The following is a 19,060-nucleotide window of genomic DNA, read 5'->3' on the forward strand; positions in this document are numbered from 1 at the left end:
CATCCATGCAGGCCTGGCATCAGATCTACACCCCGCTCGGCAGCCTCGGGCTGTCGGCGTTCGTCGCCGCAATCCCGATCATCTTCTTTTTCGTCGCGCTGGCCGCGCTGCGGCTCAAGGGCCACGTCGCCGCTGCGATCACGCTGCTGCTCTCGCTCGGCGTCGCGATCCTCGCGTACGGGATGCCCGTGCCGCAGGCGCTCGCGGCGGCCGGCTTCGGCTTCGCATATGGCATCTGGCCGATCGCGTGGATCATCGTCGCGGCCGTGTTCCTGTACAAGATCGTCGTGAAGACCGGCCAGTTCGAGATCATTCGCGCGTCCGTGCTGTCGATCACCGACGACCAGCGCCTGCAGATGCTGCTGATCGGCTTCTCCTTCGGCGCGTTCCTCGAAGGCGCGGCCGGCTTCGGCGCGCCCGTCGCGATCACCGCCGCGCTGCTCGTCGGCCTCGGCTTCAAGCCGCTGCACGCGGCAGGACTGTGTCTGATTGCAAACACTGCACCGGTCGCGTTCGGCGCGATGGGCATTCCGATCATCGTCGCCGGGCAGGTGACGGGCATCGACCCGCTCCATATCGGCGCGATGGCTGGCCGCCAGCTGCCGCTGCTGTCGCTCGCGGTGCCGTTCTGGCTCGTGTTCATGATGGACGGGCTGCGCGGCGTGCGGCAGACCTGGCCGGCCGCGCTCGTCGCAGGCGGCAGCTTCGCGGTGACGCAGTACTTCACGTCGAACCACATCGGGCCCGAGCTGCCGGACATCACGTCGTCGCTCGTCAGCCTCGTCGCGCTCGCCGCGTTCCTGAAGGTCTGGCAGCCGCGCACCGCGAAGCAGACGGCCGGCGGCCTTATCGCGTCCGGCGGCGGCGCCGCGCTCGCGGGCTTCGGCGGCGCGGGCTCGCGCAGCGGCTTCGGCACCGGCACGAGCCGGCAGGCATCGCCGTACACGCTCGCGCAGACCCTGCGCGCGTGGTCGCCGTTCCTGATCCTGACGGCCGTCGTCACCCTATGGAGCATCGCGCCGTTCAAGGCGCTGTTCGCCGCGCACGGCGCACTCGCGTCGACCGTATTGAAGTTCCATGTGGCGGGGCTCGACCAGCTCGTCGTGAAGACCGCGCCGATCGCCGCGGCGCCGAAGGCGCTCGACGCGGTGCTGAAGATCGATCTCGTGTCGGCGGTGGGCAGCGCGATCCTCGTGACCGCGCTGATCTCGATGGCACTGCTGCGGATGAAGCCGCGCGACGCGCTCGTCACGTTCGGCGAAACGCTGAAGGAGCTGACGCGCCCGATCCTGTCGATCGGCCTCGTGCTCGCGTTCGCATTCGTCGCGAATTACTCGGGGATGTCGTCGACGCTCGCGCTGATGCTGGCCGCGACCGGCGCCGCGTTCCCGTTCTTCTCGCCGTTCCTCGGCTGGCTCGGCGTGTTCCTGACCGGTTCGGACACGTCGTCGAACGCGCTGTTCTGTTCGCTGCAGCAGGCCACGGCCCATCAGCTCGGCGTGCCCGAGACGCTCGCGGTGGCTGCGAACACGACGGGCGGCGTGACCGCGAAGATGATCTCGCCGCAGTCGATCGCGGTCGCCTGCGCGGCGACGGGCCTCGTCGGCAAGGAGTCGGAGCTGTTCCGTTTCACGGTGCGGCACAGCCTGCTGTTCGCGGTGATCGTCGGGTTGATCACGCTCGCGCAGGCGTACGTGCTGCCGGGCATGGTGCCGTAAGCGGCGCCCGCCCCAAAAACAATACCCCACGCCCGAAAGAGCGTGGGGTTTTTCATGTCGCCGGTTGATCGCCCGCCGCGGCAAGCGACCGGTTGCGCGATCAGCTGCCCTTCGCGATGCGATCCTCGATGTGCTGCGCACGGCTCGCCGACGACGGGTGCGAATCCATCATCGAGCTCTTGCCGCCGTCCAGCTTCGCGAGCTTCTGGAACGACGTGACCAGACCCTTCTGGTTCATGCCCTTCTGCTTGAGCAGATCGAACGAGTAGTCGTCGGCCGCGCTTTCCTGCGACTGCGAGAACTGCGCGTTGATGAACTTCTCGGTGATGTCGCCGAGCTGCGAGCTCGTCAGCGCCGCCACACCCGGCGAAGCCGCGCCGGCCGCGGTGCGCGCCGCGCTGACCGCGTAGGCCGTCTGCATCGCCTTCTTCGAGTGGCCGAGGGCAACGTGCCCCATTTCATGGCCGATCACGCCACGCAGCTCGTCGTCGTTCATCATGTCCATCAGGCCGCTGTACACGCGCACGCAGCCGTTGCCCATCGCCCACGCGTTGACGTCCTTGGTCATGTAGACCTTGTAGTTGATCTTCTGGTTGTTCAGCGTCATGTCGCCGAAGCCCTTCATCACCTTCGTCAGGCGCTTCGCGTATGCGCTGTTCGCCGGTGCGATCTTCGATTCGGCATCGCTCGATTTGCACGAGTCGTTCGACAGTGCGGCGATGTCGGCATCCGACAGCGTCGCTGCCTTGTACAAGCTGGCCCCCGCCGACGTCAGGCTGTTCGCGTCAAGGCTCTGTACCCCGCCGCACGCGCTCAACAGAAATGCCACGCCACACGCTGCCACCGCTTTCTTGAGTTGCATCCCGGAATCCCTCGATAGTTGTATTTGGGAGCGGCGATTTTGCATAATCCGGCAGAAAATTACCAGATGTTTACATCCGATGACACGTTGATTACTGATCGAACGGGAACGAAGCGGCGCGTCGGAACGGGATTGACGACGAAAAAGGGCGCAATCGCCGCAGCCAGGCGACGACCGGAAGGGGAAACGGGCGGGTTCAGGCCGGCTGGTCGCGGCGTCGCGTCAGCCGCCGCGCGACGAGCATCGGCAGCCGCACCGCAAAACCGGTGAACAGACGCAGGTGCATCCACGCGAGCAGCGCGTTGTCGCGGCCGTAGTGGAAGTGCGAGACGCCGCCCTCGTGGCGGCCGAAATAGCGCACCGGCGCGTCGATGCGGATCGGACGCACGCCGGCCCAGCACAGCCGCACGGCCGCCTCGGGATCGAAGTCGAAGCCGCGCATCCACGGCTGGCGGCGCATGATCGCCGCCAGCGGCGCGACCGGATACACGCGAAACCCGTACAGCGAATCGCCGATCCCGGCCCACAGCGTCTCGAGGTCGGCCCAGGCGTTCGACAGCCGGCGGCCCTGCACGCGCAACTGCGGCGCACTCGCGTCGAACTTCGGCACGCCCAGCACCATCGCGTCGGGCGCGGCCTGCGACGCGGCCATGAACGCGGGAATCAGGTCAGACGGATGCTGGCCGTCGGAATCCATCGTCAACACATGCGTGAAGCCGCTCGCGGCGGCCGCGTCGAGCCCGGCGAGCACCGCGGCGCCCTTGCCGCGGTTCTCCGGCAGCACGATCACGCGCAAGCCCGGGTCGCGCTCGGCCATCGCCTGCAGCCGTTCGGCGCTGCCGTCGGTGCTGCCGTCGACGACGACCCACACCGGATTCCACTGCGCGCGGGCATTGCGCACGGTCGTGTCGACCTTGGCGCCCGGGTTGTAGCTCGGAATCAGGACGAGATGGGTGGACGACGCGTGCAGCTTGGACATGGAAACGGCCGATTGCGAAGACGGGGATCCTGACAAAAGTTTATGACTTGCCGGCGACCGTCGGCAGGCTTCGTCGACGTCGCCCGCGTGCGGGGCCGGCGGCTCGATCGCGAGGTTTTCCCGCTTCATGACAACCACGCCTCCTCATGACCCGCGCTGGCCTCGATCTCGACCAGCAGGTCGTCGCGGCACACGTCCGCATGAACGACGAGCGGCCGCACGCCGGGGCCGGCCGCATCGCGCAGCACGCGCTCGATCGCGGCCAGCGCCTCGGCATCGCCGGCGTCGCGCACATAGACGCGATAGCTCAGGTCGGCGAGCGAGAACGGGCCGTGCCCCTGGCGCGCGGCCTGCTCGAGCACGGCCGCGAGGTTCGCGACCGTCTCGCGCGTTTGCGCGACGACGTCGCCGTGATGCACGGTGCGGTGCCCGACGATGCTCGCGGTGCCCGACACGAACAGCACCGGCGCGGCCTCGCCTTCCGACCATGCGGCGGCGCGCGCGAACGTCGGCGCACGCGGGCCGTACTCCGCCGGATAGTGATACGCGCTGACCTGGCGCGGGTTCTCGACCGGATCGACCGGCGTGCGGCTCGCAAGGAAATGAATCGCGAGCGGCGCGGCCGGCGATGCATCGCCCGCGACCGGCACGACCGAACCGAGCGCGCATGCGGCCGGCACACCGCCCGTCAGCGCGCGGCGGCACGCATCGAACGCGTGCTGGCGCCCGATATTGAACTGGCGATAGCGCTCGATCCCGAACTGCACCGCGTTGATCGCCGGCACGGTATTCCAGATGCGCAGCGGATGCGGCATGCCGAGCGAATCGAGCACGCCGAACAGGGCGCGGTACGCGTCGTGGGTCGCGCGTTCGAGCGGCGTGCCGCCGTCGTGCGATTCGTTCGCCTCATGTGCTTCTTCGTGCACGACGATGCTGCCGAACACGAGGCCCGCTGTTTCGCTGTACCGATAGTGCAGCGCGCCGCGCCGTTCGCTGCGCAGGTCATGCGCGTGGCATTGCCAGATTTCGCAGACGGCGTCGTCCGGCGCGATGCCGGCGCCGAGCAGCGTCATCGGCACGGGCGCGACCGGCAGGCCGGGTACGACATCGTCCAGCATCCGTGCCATCGCGTCCGCTCGTGATCCGGCGTGCGATGCCGTGTCCGCGCCAATGCACACCGCCCCCAATGCGCCGGGAAACGCGCGCTCGAATCGATCGCCACGACCACGCGCATCGTGCAGCAGCGCGGCGAGCCGCGCATGGCTCATCCGGACGAGCCGCAGTGCCCGGTCGCCGCCAAGCACGAGCGCTTCGCCCGATCGCGATGCGACCGGCCCGGCCGCCGTCTGCCCGCGCACGACGGGCGCGATAGAGGATGACAGGGAACACGGCCGCCGTTCGGCGTCGACTGGATGCACGGACACTTCGATTTCCTCACTATGCGGCGCAGGCCGCGCAACATCGTGGCCTGCGCCGCGTTGCGTTACGTCACGCCGACGCTGCGCGCTTCGTCAGGCGAGCCCGCCGTTGACGGACAGCACCTGCCCCGTCACATAGGCCGCGGCATCGGACACCAGGTACGCGACCATCGCCGCGACTTCGTCGGGCCGGCCCGCGCGCTGCGCGGGCACGAGCTGCTTGATGCGTTCCGCGGGAAACGCGTGCTCGGCCATCGGCGATTCGATGATGCCGGGCGCGACCGCGTTCACGGTGATGCCGCGCGACGCGAGCTCGAGCGACAGCGACTTCGTCGCGCCGATCAGCCCCGCCTTCGCGGCCGCGTAGTTGACCTGCCCGCGATTGCCGGTCACGCCGGCCACCGACGCGATGTTGACGATCCGTCCGCGCCGCGTGCGGATCATCGGCAACAGCAGCGGCTGCGTGACGTTGAAGAAGCCGTTGAGCGTCACGTCGAGCACGCTGTGCCACTGTTGTCGCGACATGCCGGCCATCGGCGCATCGTCGTGAATCCCTGCGTTGTTGACGAGGATCTGCACCGGCGCATCGTCGATGAACGGCTTCAGCGCGGCGAGCGTCGCATCGGCGTCGGTCACGTCGAACGCGATCGCGTGCGCGGAGCCGCCGGCCGCGACGATCTGCTGCGCGACGGCCTCCGCCTGCGCGAGATGGCGGTTCGCATGCACCCACACTTCATGGCCGGCCTGCGCGAGCGCCGCGCAGATCGCCTGCCCGAGTGCGCCGCTGCCGCCCGTCACGAGCGAGCGCATCGCATTGCTCCGTTCATCGCGTTCCACCTCGATCGACGCGGCCGCGTATCGTCTGCCGATCGCGGCCGCCTGCCGTCATCATCCGTGCGTCGCACCCGTGCGCGACGCGCTCACTTCGTGCGGTGCGCGGCGACGTACGCAGCCAGTGCACCGAGCGTCGCAAAGATCTTCTGGTTGTCCGGATTGTCCGAACGCAACTCGAAGCCGTATTTCTTCGAGATCAGCAGGGCGATTTCCAGGATGTCGATGGAGTCGAGCCCGAAACCCTCGCCATACAACGGGGTCTCGGCCGTCACTGTTTCGAGCGTGACGTCTTCGAGATTCAGTTCGCCGATGATCAGCGAGGCGAGCTCTTGTTCCAGTGCGTTCATCATGCGTGCGGGCAGGCGGCCCGTGGCAGCGGAAGGTGCCCGGAAACGGCAATCGCCATGCACGCCCGGCGCGTGCGAATCTCCGTCCCTCCGGCGTCTGCCGGCTTCCCCGCCTGCTTGTTTGGGGATTGTTTGTAAAAGTTACGCGGATTCTAGACGACCGGGTATCGGGCCGTATACCGCCAATGGTTACAGACTGGCGAGCCAGCTCCACGGCCCGTTTCGGGATCCGAATGCACGAGACGCTTGAGCCGCTTCGGATGGAACTGGACCGACCCCGCGAAACCGTTCGTCCCGCGCCATACAATCGGTTACAAAACCCGTTCGCGCCCGCCCCGAACACGCCGTGCCGCGGCCCTAAAATGAGCGTGCCCGACCACCGGCCCGGACCCGCGTCCCGGCCGCCATTCATATGATGTTTGACGGCCCGACCACCGCGTCCGGCCACGATCCGCCCGATGTCGCCAGTCATGCCGCGCCCGCCCTTCCGCTCCGTTCCGGTTCGCCCGTCAGCCCGCTGCCGCCCGGCCGCCGGTCATGCGTTCGCGCGCCGTGTGTGCGGAGGCCGGCGATGAGCCGGCTGCTGCCTGTCGCGCGCGGCATCGCCGCGGTCGGCGCCGTCGCGGCGTACCAGGCCGGCGCGCACTACGCGGCCGCGACACCCGGCGCACACGGCTTCGGCCTCGCGATGGCGCTCGTGCCGCCGTTGCTGCTCGCGCTCGGCGCGGCGCTGCGCTCGCCGCATCGCGCCTGGCTCGTGCCGGCGTGGCTGCTTGCCGCCGCCGCGCTATGGGCCACCCGCGTGCCGCTCGCCCGGCATTTCGAATGGGGCCTGTATCTGGAACACGCGAGTTTCAACCTCGCGATGGCCCTGCTGTTCGGCCGTACGCTCGCCGCCGGCCAGGTGCCGCTGTGCACACGCTTCGCGACGATGATCCACGGCGCGATCACGCCGGCCGTCGCGCGCTACACACGGCAGATCACGCTCGCGTGGACGCTGTTCTTCGTCGCGATCGCCGCCGTGTCGACGCTGCTGTTCGCGGCCGCGCCGATCGTCACGTGGTCGACGTTCGCGAACTACCTGTCGCTGCCGCTCGTCGCCGTGATGTTCGCCGCCGAGCATGCGTGCCGGCGCTTCGCACTACCGCACGAACCGCGGCCGCGCATGGTCGATGCGGTGCGCGCGTATCGCGCGACGACTCACGCATCGCAGCCGTCACGATGAATTCACGGCCGGCGCCGCGCGCCGGCCTTCGCTCCCGTTTTGACCGATTTATGCCGACTCACCCGCTGGTTTTCCATTCGTCGCCGGACCGGACGATCGCCTGGCGCGACGGCGCGCCCGTCACCGTGCGCGCGTTTGTCGCCGATGTCGCGCGCGTGGCCGCCGCGCTGCCCGCCGGCGGCCACGTGTTCAACGTGTGCCGCGACCGCTACCGCTTCGCGGTCAGCCTGTGCGCCGCGCTCGTTGCCGGCAAGATCAGCCTGCTGCCGTCGACGCACACGCCGGAAATGGTTCGCCAGCTCGCATCGTTCGCGCCCGACGCGTTCTGCCTGCACGACGCGCCCGACTGCACGATCGACCTGCCGCGCTTCGCGTACCCCGATGCCGCCCCCGGCGAGCTCGCGAGCGATGCTCCGTTCGTCGTGCCGCAAATCGATGCGGCGCGCATCATGGCCTACGTGTTCACGTCCGGTTCGACGGGTGCGCCGGTGCCGCACCGCAAGACCTGGGGCTTCCTGGTCGGCTGCGTGCGCGCGGCGGCCGACCGCCTCGGGCTGCTCGACGGCCGCGCGGCCACGCTGATCGGCACGGTGCCCGCGCAGCACATGTACGGTTTCGAGTCGACGGTGCTGCTCGCGCTGATCGGCGGTCTCGCGTTCAGCAACCGCCAGCCGTTCTACCCGGTCGACATTCGCGACGAACTCGACGCGATCCCGCAACCGCGCGTGCTCGTCACGTCGCCGATCCACCTGCGAGCGCTGCTGGCCGCCGGCCACGCGCTGCCGCCTGCCGCGCTCGTGCTGTCGGCCACCGCGCCGCTGTCCGAAAAGCTCGCGTGCGAAGCCGAAGCCGCGCTCGACGCGCCGCTCGTCGAGATCTACGGCAGCACCGAAACCGGCCAGATCGCCACCCGCCGCACGTCGCAAGGCGCGGCCTGGGCGTTGTTCCCGGGCATCCGGCTCGACGCGCGCGATGAACCGGAAAGCGACGACGGCCAGCCGACGATCTGGGTGTCCGGCGGGCACGTCGAGGCGCCCGTGCCGATGGGCGATGCGCTCGAACTGCTCGGCGACGGCCGGTTCCTGCTGCACGGCCGCAAGGCCGACCTCGTCAACATCGCCGGCAAGCGCACGTCGCTCGCGTACCTGAACCATCAGCTCAATGCGATTCCGCAAGTGATCGACGGCGTGTTCTTCATGCCCGACGAAGCCGCGCCCGCCCACGCCGACGCTGGCCTCGAACCGGTCACGCGCCTCGTCGCGCTGGTCGTCGCGCCGACGCTCGCGGCAGCCGACCTGCAGCGCGCGCTGCGCGAGCGGATCGATCCCGCGTTCATGCCGCGCCCGCTCGTCTTCGTCGACGCGCTGCCGCGCAACGAAACGGGCAAACTGCCGCGCGACGTGCTCGCCGCACTCGTTGCACGACACGCGCGCACCGCAGCCGCGCCGACGCCCGTGTGCGACCCGGCCGGCACACCGGCGGTCGCGCCCGGGTTCACGATCCCGGCCGATCACCCGGCGCTGCCCGGCCACTTCCCCGGCCATCCGGTCGTACCGGGCGTCGTGCTGCTCGATCACGCGATCCATGCGATCGGCGCGGCGCTGGAGCGTCCGCTGCACACGTGGCGGCTCGGGTCCGCGAAATTCCTGAGCCCGGTCGCGCCCGGCGAGCCGCTCGATCTCGCGTACGACGCCGCAGCGAGCGGTGCGATCCGCTTCACGCTGCGTGCCGGGGCGCGCGAAGTCGCGAGCGGCGTGCTGTCCGCGCCGCCGGCCACGCCGTCTTCCGCGCAGGATGGCGCGCAGCCATGAAGCGCACCGCATGGGCCGAACGCCAGGAACGCAGCAATGCGGGCTTGCTGCGCGCGATGACGTGGCTGTCGCTGCGCTTGGGCCGGCAGCGCGCGCGCGTCGTGCTGCACCTGATCGCGACGTATTTCGTGCTGTTCTCGCCGATCGCGTGCGCGGCATCGCGCGATTACCTGCGCCGCGTGCTCGGCCGCCCCGCGCGCTGGCGCGACGTGTACCGGCACGTGTTCACGTTCGCGGCAACGATCCACGACCGCATCTACCTGATGAACGGACGCTTCGACCTGTTCGACATCCGGCTGCACGGCGAAACGCTCGTCGACGAGGCCCTCGCGGGCGGACGCGGCGCATTCCTGATGGGCGCGCACCTCGGCAGCTTCGAGGTCGTGCGCGCGATCGGCCGCACGCATCCGGGCCTGCGCGTCGTCGTGACGATGTACGAGAAGAACGCGCGCAAGATCAACGCGACGCTCGCCGCGGTGAATCCCGCCGCGCAGCCGGAAGTGATTCCGCTCGGGCAGGTCGACTCGATGCTGAAGGTGCGCGAGCGCCTCGACGCGAACTGCATGGTCGGCATGCTCGCCGACCGCACGCTGCTCGACGACGCGGCCGCGTCGCTGCGCCGGCTGCCGCTGCTCGGCGCGCCGGCAGCGTTCCCGCTCGGGCCGCTCTACATGGCCGCGATGTTGAAGCGGCCGGTGCTCTTCATGACGGGCCTCTATCGCGACGGCAACCGCTACGATGTGCACTTCGAGACGCTCGCCGATTTCTCCGACGTGCAGCGCGACGCACGTGCGGCGGCCGTCGACGCGGCGCTCGCGCGCTACGTCGCGCTGCTCGACCGGTACTGCCGCGCGGCACCGTACAACTGGTTCAACTATTTCGACTTCTGGCAAGGCGGCGATGCCGCGACCGTCGCCGCGCGCAGCAGCGCGGCGCGCGCCGGTGCCAGCCTGTCCGCCACGAGGGATTCCGACGCATGACCGCCGTTCGCCGCTGCCTGCCCACGCTCCCGTCCGCGCTGCGTCGCGCCGTCCGCACGCTGGCCGTCGCCCTCGCCGCAACCGCCGCCCTGACCGCGCTGGCTGCCACGCCCGCCCGGGCGGCCGATACGGCACCGGCGTGGAACCTCGACCGGTTGATGTCGACACTCGCGCAGCACAAGTCGGGGCGCGCGACGTTCACCGAAACGAAATACCTGTCGATCGCGACGCAGCCGGTCGAATCGTCAGGTGAACTCGTGTTCGTCGCGCCCGACCATCTCGAGAAGCACACGCTGAGCCCGAAACCCGAACACCTCGTCGTCGACGGCGACATGCTCACCGTCGAGCGCAACAACCGCAAATTCACGCTCGCGCTCGCACGCTATCCGGAACTCGGCGCGTTCATCGACAGCATCCGCGCGACGCTCGCCGGCAACCGCTTCGCACTCGAACAGGTGTACAAGGTCGCGCTCGCCGGGCGCGGCGACGACTGGACGCTGACGCTCACGCCGCTCGATTCGCGGATGCTGAAGGTCGTCAGCACGATCACGCTCGACGGCACGCGCGACATGTTGCGCAGCGTCGCGATCCGGCAGGCCGACGGCGACCGCTCGGTGATGCGGCTGCAACCCGTTCCGGCGAACCCGAACTGATGGACGAACGCGCTCGCCCCCCGTCGTCACCGGTCGCGCGCCGCCTGCACGCGCTGCGGCAGCGCGCGGTGCTCGTGTGGCTGCTCGCGCTGCTCGCGTGCGGCGTCGCGATCTGGCGCGCGCACTTCACGGCCGACCTGTCCGCATTCCTGCCGAGCGCGCCGAGCGCCGGGCAGCGCGTGCTCGTCGACCAGTTGCGCGACGGCGTCGTGTCGCGGCTGATTCTCGTCGCGATCGGCGGCGGCGATGCCACGACGCGCGCCGCGCTGTCGCGACGCGTTGCCGGCGCGCTGCGCACCGATCCGCAATTCGCGGCCGTTCGCAACGGCGAAGCCGTGAACGACGCGCGCGACCAGCAGTTCATCTTCGATCACCGCTACCTGCTGAGCCCGGCCGTCACGCCGCAGCGCTTCAGCGCCGCCGGCTTGCATCAGGCGCTCGGCGACAGCCTCGACCTGCTGAGTTCGTCGGCCGGCCTCGTGGCCAAGGCGATGCTGCCGCGCGACCCGACCGGTGAAGTCGCCACGCTCGTCGACCAGCTCGACCGCGCGGCGGAGCCGGCGAACCGCGACGGCGTGTGGGCGTCGCGCGACGGCACGCGCGCGGTGCTCGTCGTGCAGACGGCCGCCGCCGGTTCCGATACCGACGCCCAGGCCCGCGCGATCGACACCCTGCGCCGAGCATTCGCCGCCGCGCAGCAGGCCGTGCCGAGCGCCGCCGCGACCACGCTCGCGATGACGGGCCCCGGCGTGTTCTCGGTCGACACGCGCGACACGATCCGGCACGACGTCGAACGGCTGTCGACGGCGAGCGTCGTGCTGATCGTCGCGTTACTGCTGACGCTGTACCGTTCGCCGCGCACGCTCGCGCTCGGCTTGCTGCCGGTGCTGACGGGCGTCGCGGCCGCGATTGCGGCGGTCAGCGTCGCCTTCGGCACGGTCCATGGGCTGACGCTCGGCTTCGGCACGACGCTGATCGGCGAAGCCGTCGACTATTCGATCTACCTGTTCGTGCAATCGGCGCAGGCCGGCACGCGCGGCGCGGCGCGCCCGGCCGACGCGACGCGCGCATGGGTCGCCGCGTACTGGCCGACGATCCGGCTCGGCGTGCTGACATCCGTGTGCGGGTTCGCGTCGATGCTGTTCTCCGGATTCCCCGGCCTCGTGCAGCTCGGGCTGTATTCGATCGTCGGGCTCACGGCCGCCGCGCTCGTCACGCGCTTCGTGCTGCCGCATCTGCGCGGCGAGCATGTCGCGATCCGCGACGTGTCGCGCGTCGGCGCCGTGCTCGCGCGCGCTGCCGACGCCGCGCCGCGGCTGCGCTGGCCGCTCGCCGTGCTGGTGATCGCCGCGATCGCGACGCTCGTGCTGCATCGCGACGGCCTGTGGAGCCGCGAGCTCGCCGCGCTCAGCCCCGTGCCGGCGCAAGCGCAGGCGCTCGATGCGCGGCTGCGCGCCGATGTCGGCGCGCCCGATGTGCGCTACCTCGTCGTGATTTCTGCATCGACCGAACAGGCCGCACTCGAAGGCGCCGAAAAAGTGGCCGCACAATTGCAGCCGCTCGTCGACCGCGGTGCGCTCGCCGGCTTCGAAAGCCCCGCGCGCTACCTGCCGAGCGATGCCGCGCAGCGCGCGCGCCAGGCAAGCCTGCCGGATACCGGCGTGCTCGCCGCGCGGATGCACGACGCCGTCGCGAACCAGCCGATCGCGGTCAAACCCGAACTGTTCACCCCGTTCATCGCCGACGTCGACGCTGCGCGCCACGCACCGCTGCTGACGCGCGCGGACTTGCGCGGCACGTCGATGGCGCTCGCCGTCGATGCGCTGCTGACCGAACGCGACGGCCGCTGGAGCGCGATGCTGCCGCTGCGTGCGCCGGACGCCGCGCACACCGCGCAACCGGCATCGAGCCTCGATGCCGCGCCGATTCGCACGGCTGTCGCGCGCGCGGGCGTACCCGATGCGCTGTTCGTCGACATGAAGGCCGAAGCCGATCGCCTGTACGTGAGCTATGTGCACGAGGACATCCGGCTGTCGCTCGCGGGCTTCGCCGCGATCGCCTTGCTGCTGCTGATCGCGCTGCGCTCGCCGCGCCGCGTCGTGCGCGCGCTCGCGCCGCTCGTTGCGGCCGTGCTGGTCGTGACGGCCGGCTTCGCACTCGCCGGCGTGCAGCTGACGATTCTGCATCTCGTCGGGATGCTCCTGATCGTCGCGGTCGGCTCCAACTACGCGCTGTTCTTCTGCAAGCGCGACGACGCGCAGCCCGTCACGCCGTACACGCTCGTGTCGCTGCTGATCGCGAATCTCGCGACGGTCGCGGGCTTCGGGCTGCTGGCGCTGTCGCGCGTGCCGCTGCTCGAAACCTTCGGGCTGACCGTCGGGCCGGGTGCGATGCTCGCGCTCGCGTTCTCCGCGATTCTCGCGCCACGCCCGGCTGACGCCGGGGCCATCAACCGCCATCGAGGAAGCCGCGCATGAACGCGCCATCGTCCGTTCCGTCGCGACAGCCCGGCGACACACGCCGCTGGAAGCCGACGCCACTGATCGCGGGCACGGCCGCGCTGCATGCGGGCGCGGCGGCGGCCGTCGTCGCGCAGCCGGCCGCGTGGCCGTGGGCGGTCGGTGGCGTGGTCGCGTCGCATCTCGCGCTGACCGCCGCCGGCCTGTGGCCGCGCAGCGCGCTGCTCGGCCCGAACTGGACGCGCCTGCCGGCCCACGCTGGCCGCCGCATCGCGCTGACGATCGACGACGGTCCGGACCCGGACGTCACGCCGCGCGTGCTCGACCTGCTCGACCGTTACGATGCGCGCGCGACGTTCTTCTGCATCGGCGATCTCGCGCGCCGTCATCCGCGCTGGATCGAGGCGATCGTCGCGCGCGGTCACGCGATCGAGAACCACAGCCAGCGGCACAGGCACACGTTCTCGCTGTCGGGGCCTGCCGCACTGCGACGCGAAATCGCGGCCGCGCAGCAGACGCTGACCGAGATCGCCGGCACGCGCCCGCTGTTCTTCCGTGCGCCGGCCGGCCTGCGCAATCCGTTTCTCGAGCCGGTGCTGTGCGAACTCGGCCTGCAGCTGGCGAGCTGGACGCGGCGCGGCTTCGACACACGCGCACGCGATGCGGCGACCGTCACGCGCCGCCTGCTGCACGGCCTCGCCGCACGCGACATCCTGCTCGTGCACGACGGCCACGCGGCGCGCGACGCGCGCGGCGAACCAGTCGTGCTCGACGTGCTGCAAGCGGTGCTGCGCGCGGCCGCCGATGCGCAATTGCACTGGACCACGCTGCGCGCGGCGCTCGCGCCGGAGCTGCCCGGCGGGCCGGGCGAGCCGGCCGGTTCGGCCCCCCCGTTTGATAAAATCTGACCTCGAACGGCGCGCCTGCCAGCCCTGCTGCGGCGCCCGTTCCGGCCACCGGATGCGACCCTCGTGAAACCTCTCCTGCTCTCGCACTTCACCGCCACCAGCTGCATCGGCCGCGGCCTCGATGCGACCCTCGTTGCGCTGCGCGACGCGCGCGGCGGGCTGCAGCCCTGCGACTTCGAACGTGCGGATCTCGACACGTGGATCGGTGCGGTGGACGGCGTCGATGCGCAGCCCGTGCGGGCCGACCTCGCCGACTTCGCGTGCCGCAACAATCGCCTCGCGCAGCTCGGCCTCACGCAGGACGGTTTCGACGCACGCGTCGCGGCGGCCGTCGCGCGCTATGGAGCGGCACGCGTCGGCGTGTTCATCGGCACGAGCACGGCCGGCATCCTCGAAACCGAGCACGCATACCAGCGCCGCGATCCGGCGAGCGGCGCGCTGCCCGCCGACTTCCGCTATGCGCACACGCACAACCCGTATTCGCCGGCCGCGTTCGTGCGCGCGTTTTTCGCGCTGCGCGGCCCGGCGATGGCGATCTCGTCCGCCTGTTCGTCCGGCGCGAAAGTGTTCGGCTCCGCGCGCCGCATGATCGAGGCAGGATTGATCGATGCGGCCGTGGTCGGCGGCGTCGATTCGCTGTGCCTGACGACGCTGTACGGCTTCAATTCGCTCGAACTGCTGTCGCGCCAGCCGTGCCGTCCGTTCGACGTCGCGCGCGACGGCATCTCGATCGGCGAGGCTGCCGCGTTCGCGCTCGTCGAACGCATGCCGGCGTCGCCCGCCGCACTCGACGCCGATGCGGTCCTGCTGCTCGGCATCGGCGAATCGAGCGACGCGCATCACATGTCGTCGCCGCATCCGGACGGGCTCGGCGCGCGCGTCGCGATCGAGCAGGCGCTCGCATCTGCCGGCCTGGGCGCAACCGACATCGACTACGTGAACCTGCACGGCACCGCGACGCCGAGCAACGACGCAGCCGAAAGCCGCGCGATCGGCACGCTGTTTGCCAGCACGCCGTGCAGCTCGACGAAGGGCGCGACCGGCCATACGCTCGGCGCGGCGGGTGCGCTCGAGGCGGTCGTCGGCGCGCTCGCGCTGCGCGAGCAGTTCGTGCCGGCCGGCGTCAACACGACGCACCCCGACCCTGCCCTCGCCGCCGACTACGTGCTCGCGAGCCGCGATACGCGCGTGCGCGCCGTCCTCTCCAATTCGTTCGGCTTCGGCGGCACGAATTGCAGCCTGATCCTCGGCCGCGCCGACCACGCCCGCCGTTGAGGCCCGCCATGACACTCACCGCCTTCATCGAAAGCATCGGCCTCGTCGGGCCCGGATTGATCGACTGGCCGCACGCGGCCGACGTGCTCTCGGGCCGCGTGCCGTACGTGCCCGCCCGCACCGAGCTGCCTCCACCGGCCGGCCTGCCGTCGGCCGAGCGACGCCGCACCGGCCCCGTCGTGCGCGTGGCGCTCGCGGCCGGCCACGAAGCGGTGGCCGCGAGCGGACGCGACGCCGCGATGCTCGCGACCGTGTTCAGCGCGTCCGGCGGCGACGGCCAGAATTGCCATGCGATCTGCGAGACGCTGGCCGGCGACGATCGCCAGCTGTCGCCGACGCGCTTCCACAACTCCGTGCACAACGCGCCGGCCGGCTACTGGAGCATCGCGACGCGCGCGATGGCGACGTCGAACGTGCTGTGCGCGCACGACGGCAGCTTTGCCGCGGGCCTGCTGGAAAGCCTGTGCCAGGTCGTGGTCGATCGCGTGCCGACCCTGCTGATCGCGTACGACACCGACTATCCGGAGCCGCTGCGCGCGGTGCGCCCGATCGGCGACGCATTCGGCGCGGCACTCGTGCTCGCGCCCGAAGCAAGCGAACGCGCGCTCGCCCGCATCGACGTGCAGCTCGACGACGCCCCCGCCACGACGCTCGCGCATGCCGAACTCGACGCATTGCGCGCCGGCAATCCGGCCGCGCGCGTGCTGCCGCTGCTCGACGCCATCGCCGCGCGGCGTTCGACGCGCGTCGTGCTCGACTACCTGGCCGACACGCGCGTGCAGGTCGACGTCGCGATGCTGGATACGTTCGCGGAGCGCGCGTGATGACCGCGACGATCCCGCTCGCGCCGCCGCTCGACCACGCGTGGATCGCCGCGCACATTCCGCACGACGGCGCGATGTGCGTGCTCGATACGGTCGATGCGTGGGATGCCGATCGCATCCGCTGCACCGCGACGAGCCACCGCGATCCGCAAAACCCGCTGCGCTCGCACGGTCGGCTCGCCTCCGTCTGCGGAATCGAATACGCGGCGCAGGCGATGGCCGTGCACGGCGCGCTGCTCCGTGCGCACGAAGCGCGCCCGCGTGTCGGCTATCTGGCGAGCGTGCGCAACGTCGACGCATTCGTCGACCGGCTCGACACGTTCGCGCAGCCGATCGTCGTCGAAGCGGAACGCGTGAGCGGCGACGCCCGTTCGGTGCTGTACGGCTTCGCGCTGCGCTGCGGCGATCGTGTTCTGCTATCCGGCCGCGCCGCGGTCATGCTGGACGCGTCGGCAGCCGGCGCGCTTCACCCAGGCCCGGCACCCACCGGCGATGCGAATCCTCGCTGAAGCCGCTTTACTCAACGGAAGGAAACCAGGTCGTGAAAGTTCGTCAGTTCATTGGCACTGCGCTCGTTCTGGCACTGATCAGCCCGATCGCGCACGCGGACATGTCGGAAGTGAAGCAGGACATCAAGCGAGATTCGAAGGAAGCCGCGCACAAGACCGGCGAGGCGGCCCGCAGCTTCGGCCACGCGACCGCGAGCGCCGCGAAGGCGGTCGGACACGGCGTTGCACACGTGTCGCGCGAAGGCTGGGACGCCACCAAGCGCACGACGAAGCGGATCTTCCACAAGAACGACTCGGGCGAGTCGGGTGGAAAGAGCGAAAAGAGCGATTGACCACGGGCATCGCGCGCATCGCCGGCAGCGTGCGCGCGACGCGTGACCGCTCGTCAAGCGTGCCGCGTCACTGCCGCAATGCCGCCATCAACGCGCGCCGCGCAGGCGGCGTGCCGGCCTGGCCCGCACGCGCGCGAAGCACTTGCCGTACGCGACGAGCCAGCAATCGCGATGGTCGAAGTTCCGCAGCAGCCGCGCACGACGCCGCTCGAGCCAGTAGAGCGAGACTGCCATCGTCAGCGCGACGGCCAGCGCCGTGCCGCCGATTGCGAGTCCCATCCAGGTATCGCCCATGCCTTCTCCGGAATGCGAAGCCGAAGCGGCGCCTGCCGCCGCCCCGGCACTGGATAGTGCAGAACATGGCCCGGCAGGCGCGCGCACGCCGCCGGCGCGCCGGGCCGCCACGCGTCAATGCATGTGCTGGCCGCCGTTGATCGCGATGTTGGAGCCCGTCACGAAGCCGGCCTCCTCCGAGCACAGGTAAGCCACCAGCGCCGCGACTTCCTCGGGCTTGCCGAGCCGGCCCGCCGGAATCTGCGGGAGGATCTTCGAGTCGAGGATGTCCTGCGGGATCGCCGTGACCATCTTCGTCGCGAGGTAGCCCGGCGACACCGTATTCACCGTCACGCCCTTGCGCGCGATCTCGAGCGCGAGCGATTTCGTGAAGCCGTGCATGCCGGCCTTCGCGGCCGCGTAGTTGGTCTGGCCGACCGAACCCTTCGAGCCGTTCACCGACGAGATGTTGACGATGCGGCCCCAGCCGCGCTCGACCATGCTTTCGCAGACCGGCTTCGTCATGTTGAACACGGAATCGAGGTTGGTGCGGATCACCGCGTCCCAGTTGACCTTGTCGAGCTTGCGCAGCGTCATGTCGCGCGTGATGCCCGCGTTGTTCACGAGAATGTCGACCGGGCCGACGTCCCGCACGATCTTCTCGATGCATTGCTGGCACGAATCGTGATCGGCCACGTCCACCGGGTACGCGTGGAACGCGCGGCCGGCCGCGTGCATCTCGGTCAGCCAGCGGTCCGCACCGGTGTTGTTCGGCGAATACGTGACGACTACCCGGTGGCCCGCGTCGTTCAACCTGATGCTGACCGCTTCGCCGAGGCCGCCCATTCCACCAGTCACTACTGCAATTCGCTTAGTCATCCTATTAATTACCGACAAAAAAGTAATCGATCAAGGCGGGAGCGGCGGCGTCGCTCAGGTTGCCGCCCCACCGCTTCGATGCGCAGCCGCCCGCGTCTCGGGCGCGGCACGCACCGGCACCTCGCGCTTGTTGTTGACTGCTTGTCGTGCGCGAAAACCGCTTCGCCCGCGAGCGCGCGCCGGCGGGCGCCGCTCGCGGAACGAGCCGTCAGACCCGGCTCACGCGCGCTCGACCGCGAGCGCGACACCCATCCCGCCGCCGATGCACAGCGACGCCAGCCCGCGCTTCGCGTCCCGCTTGGCCATCTCGTGCAGCAGCGTCACCAGGATCCGGCAGCCCGACGCGCCGATCGGGTGACCGATCGCGATCGCCCCGCCGTTCACGTTCACCTTCGACGTGTCCCAGCCCATCTGCTTGTGCACCGCCAGCGCCTGCGCCGCGAACGCCTCGTTGATCTCCATCAGGTCCAGGTCGCCCGGCGTCCAGCCCGCGCGCTCCAGCGCACGGCGCGATGCCGGCACCGGGCCCATGCCCATCACGCTCGGATCCACGCCCGCGTTCGCGTATGCCTTGATCCGCGCCAGCGGCGTCAGGCCCAGTGCCGCCGCCTTCTGCGCCGACATCACCAGCACCGCCGCCGCACCGTCGTTCAGCCCCGACGCGTTCGCCGCCGTGACCGAGCCGTCCTTGGAGAACGCCGGCTTCAGCCCGGCCAGCGATTCCGCCGTCACGCCGTGACGCACGAATTCATCGGTGGCGAACTGCAGCGGCTC

19 protein-coding genes are annotated in these 19,060 nt (G+C 70.3%); 11 read left to right on the forward strand and 8 right to left on the reverse strand.

Annotation, left to right across the window (positions count from 1 at the left end; all coding sequences use genetic code 11):
• The first annotated feature begins 5 nt into the window (after nt 1-5).
• On the forward strand, nt 6-1,718 hold the full coding sequence (locus FFS49_RS23725) for a lactate permease LctP family transporter (RefSeq protein WP_105815058.1): 1,713 nt from the start codon (nt 6-8) through the stop codon (nt 1,716-1,718).
• Nucleotides 1,719-1,818: 100 nt separating this feature from the next.
• Here FFS49_RS23725 and FFS49_RS23730 read toward each other — a convergent pair whose 3' ends face one another.
• The 5 genes from FFS49_RS23730 to FFS49_RS23750 form a co-directional block, all read right to left on the reverse strand.
• Nucleotides 1,819-2,580, reverse strand: coding sequence for a M48 family metallopeptidase (locus FFS49_RS23730; protein ID WP_039360163.1), 762 nt, complete (start codon nt 2,578-2,580; stop codon nt 1,819-1,821).
• A 196-nt stretch (nt 2,581-2,776) separates the two neighbouring features.
• Entirely contained in the window at nt 2,777-3,559 is a 783-nt protein-coding gene (locus FFS49_RS23735) for a glycosyltransferase family 2 protein (protein WP_039360166.1), read from the reverse strand.
• Between the two features lie 125 nt (nt 3,560-3,684).
• Nucleotides 3,685-4,983 carry an endoribonuclease L-PSP gene (locus FFS49_RS23740; RefSeq protein WP_105815059.1) on the reverse strand — a complete coding sequence of 433 codons (1,299 nt, stop codon included), beginning with the start codon at nt 4,981-4,983 and terminating at the stop codon, nt 3,685-3,687.
• 87 nt (nt 4,984-5,070) lie between these two features.
• Nucleotides 5,071-5,787, reverse strand: coding sequence for a 3-oxoacyl-ACP reductase FabG (gene fabG / locus FFS49_RS23745; RefSeq protein ID WP_039360170.1), 717 nt, complete (start codon nt 5,785-5,787; stop codon nt 5,071-5,073).
• A gap of 110 nt (nt 5,788-5,897) precedes the next feature.
• The gene (locus FFS49_RS23750) at nt 5,898-6,158 is read right to left on the reverse strand and encodes a phosphopantetheine-binding protein (RefSeq protein ID WP_105815060.1); all 261 of its coding nucleotides are present in this window, start codon (nt 6,156-6,158) and stop codon (nt 5,898-5,900) included.
• Nucleotides 6,159-6,729: 571 nt separating this feature from the next.
• Between FFS49_RS23750 and FFS49_RS23755 the strand changes: the two genes are divergently transcribed.
• The 10 genes from FFS49_RS23755 (at nt 6,730) to FFS49_RS23800 (ending at nt 17,134) form a co-directional block, all read left to right on the forward strand.
• The gene (locus FFS49_RS23755) at nt 6,730-7,383 is read left to right on the forward strand and encodes a hypothetical protein (RefSeq protein ID WP_105815061.1); all 654 of its coding nucleotides are present in this window, start codon (nt 6,730-6,732) and stop codon (nt 7,381-7,383) included.
• A 50-nt stretch (nt 7,384-7,433) separates the two neighbouring features.
• Nucleotides 7,434-9,194, forward strand: a complete 1,761-nt coding sequence (locus FFS49_RS23760; RefSeq protein ID WP_105815062.1) for an acyl-CoA synthetase family protein — start codon at nt 7,434-7,436, stop codon at nt 9,192-9,194.
• The gene (locus tag FFS49_RS23765; protein ID WP_105815063.1) at nt 9,191-10,174 is read left to right on the forward strand and encodes an acyl-CoA synthetase; all 984 of its coding nucleotides are present in this window, start codon (nt 9,191-9,193) and stop codon (nt 10,172-10,174) included. Before FFS49_RS23760 ends, FFS49_RS23765 begins: the two co-directional genes overlap by 4 nt.
• On the forward strand, nt 10,171-10,827 hold the full coding sequence (locus tag FFS49_RS23770; RefSeq protein ID WP_105815064.1) for an outer membrane lipoprotein carrier protein LolA: 657 nt from the start codon (nt 10,171-10,173) through the stop codon (nt 10,825-10,827). Before FFS49_RS23765 ends, FFS49_RS23770 begins: the two co-directional genes overlap by 4 nt.
• Nucleotides 10,827-13,304 carry an MMPL family transporter gene (locus FFS49_RS23775; protein ID WP_105815065.1) on the forward strand — a complete coding sequence of 826 codons (2,478 nt, stop codon included), beginning with the start codon at nt 10,827-10,829 and terminating at the stop codon, nt 13,302-13,304. Before FFS49_RS23770 ends, FFS49_RS23775 begins: the two co-directional genes overlap by 1 nt.
• Nucleotides 13,301-14,194: a polysaccharide deacetylase family protein gene (locus FFS49_RS23780; RefSeq protein ID WP_105815066.1), complete on the forward strand. Its 894-nt coding sequence runs from the start codon at nt 13,301-13,303 to the stop codon at nt 14,192-14,194. The genes FFS49_RS23775 and FFS49_RS23780 overlap by 4 nt, the downstream gene beginning before the upstream one ends.
• A 63-nt stretch (nt 14,195-14,257) precedes the next feature.
• Nucleotides 14,258-15,469: a beta-ketoacyl-[acyl-carrier-protein] synthase family protein gene (locus FFS49_RS23785; protein ID WP_137909932.1), complete on the forward strand. Its 1,212-nt coding sequence runs from the start codon at nt 14,258-14,260 to the stop codon at nt 15,467-15,469.
• Between the two features lie 8 nt (nt 15,470-15,477).
• Complete coding sequence (locus FFS49_RS23790) at nt 15,478-16,293, forward strand: beta-ketoacyl synthase chain length factor (RefSeq protein ID WP_105815068.1); 816 nt, start codon at nt 15,478-15,480, stop codon at nt 16,291-16,293.
• Nucleotides 16,293-16,802 (forward strand): hotdog family protein, encoded by a 510-nt coding sequence (locus FFS49_RS23795; protein WP_105815069.1) that lies wholly within the window; start codon nt 16,293-16,295, stop codon nt 16,800-16,802. The genes FFS49_RS23790 and FFS49_RS23795 overlap by 1 nt, the downstream gene beginning before the upstream one ends.
• 32 nt (nt 16,803-16,834) lie before the next feature.
• Nucleotides 16,835-17,134, forward strand: a complete 300-nt coding sequence (locus FFS49_RS23800) for a hypothetical protein (protein ID WP_039360203.1) — start codon at nt 16,835-16,837, stop codon at nt 17,132-17,134.
• Between the two features lie 87 nt (nt 17,135-17,221).
• On the opposite strand, the gene FFS49_RS23805 is transcribed toward FFS49_RS23800, so the two are convergent.
• From FFS49_RS23805 to FFS49_RS23815, 3 genes are all read right to left on the reverse strand, one after another.
• Nucleotides 17,222-17,428, reverse strand: coding sequence for a hypothetical protein (locus FFS49_RS23805; RefSeq protein ID WP_105815070.1), 207 nt, complete (start codon nt 17,426-17,428; stop codon nt 17,222-17,224).
• Nucleotides 17,429-17,542: 114 nt separating this feature from the next.
• On the reverse strand, nt 17,543-18,286 hold the full coding sequence (phbB, locus tag FFS49_RS23810) for an acetoacetyl-CoA reductase (RefSeq protein WP_105815071.1): 744 nt from the start codon (nt 18,284-18,286) through the stop codon (nt 17,543-17,545).
• Between the two features lie 219 nt (nt 18,287-18,505).
• On the reverse strand, nt 18,506-19,060 hold a 555-nt coding region (locus tag FFS49_RS23815; RefSeq protein ID WP_137909931.1), incomplete at its 5' end, for an acetyl-CoA C-acyltransferase.

Origin of the sequence: Burkholderia sp. 4NA327C6 (assembly GCF_005502655.1) — a bacterium.
In the GTDB taxonomy this organism is placed as follows: Bacteria; Pseudomonadota; Gammaproteobacteria; order Burkholderiales; family Burkholderiaceae; genus Burkholderia; species Burkholderia contaminans.

Coding starts and splice junctions, on each gene's coding strand:
- FFS49_RS23725 (WP_105815058.1), top strand. CDS start 6: ATGCAGGCCTGGCATCAGATCTACACCCCGCTCGGCAGCCTCGGGCTG.
- FFS49_RS23730 (WP_039360163.1), bottom strand. CDS start 2,580: ATGCAACTCAAGAAAGCGGTGGCAGCGTGTGGCGTGGCATTTCTGTTG.
- FFS49_RS23735 (WP_039360166.1), bottom strand. CDS start 3,559: ATGTCCAAGCTGCACGCGTCGTCCACCCATCTCGTCCTGATTCCGAGC.
- fabG (WP_039360170.1), bottom strand. CDS start 5,787: ATGCGCTCGCTCGTGACGGGCGGCAGCGGCGCACTCGGGCAGGCGATC.
- FFS49_RS23750 (WP_105815060.1), bottom strand. CDS start 6,158: ATGAACGCACTGGAACAAGAGCTCGCCTCGCTGATCATCGGCGAACTG.
- FFS49_RS23755 (WP_105815061.1), top strand. CDS start 6,730: ATGAGCCGGCTGCTGCCTGTCGCGCGCGGCATCGCCGCGGTCGGCGCC.
- FFS49_RS23760 (WP_105815062.1), top strand. CDS start 7,434: ATGCCGACTCACCCGCTGGTTTTCCATTCGTCGCCGGACCGGACGATC.
- FFS49_RS23765 (WP_105815063.1), top strand. CDS start 9,191: ATGAAGCGCACCGCATGGGCCGAACGCCAGGAACGCAGCAATGCGGGC.
- FFS49_RS23770 (WP_105815064.1), top strand. CDS start 10,171: ATGACCGCCGTTCGCCGCTGCCTGCCCACGCTCCCGTCCGCGCTGCGT.
- FFS49_RS23775 (WP_105815065.1), top strand. CDS start 10,827: ATGGACGAACGCGCTCGCCCCCCGTCGTCACCGGTCGCGCGCCGCCTG.
- FFS49_RS23780 (WP_105815066.1), top strand. CDS start 13,301: ATGAACGCGCCATCGTCCGTTCCGTCGCGACAGCCCGGCGACACACGC.
- FFS49_RS23790 (WP_105815068.1), top strand. CDS start 15,478: ATGACACTCACCGCCTTCATCGAAAGCATCGGCCTCGTCGGGCCCGGA.
- FFS49_RS23795 (WP_105815069.1), top strand. CDS start 16,293: ATGACCGCGACGATCCCGCTCGCGCCGCCGCTCGACCACGCGTGGATC.
- FFS49_RS23805 (WP_105815070.1), bottom strand. CDS start 17,428: ATGGGCGATACCTGGATGGGACTCGCAATCGGCGGCACGGCGCTGGCC.
- phbB (WP_105815071.1), bottom strand. CDS start 18,286: ATGACTAAGCGAATTGCAGTAGTGACTGGTGGAATGGGCGGCCTCGGC.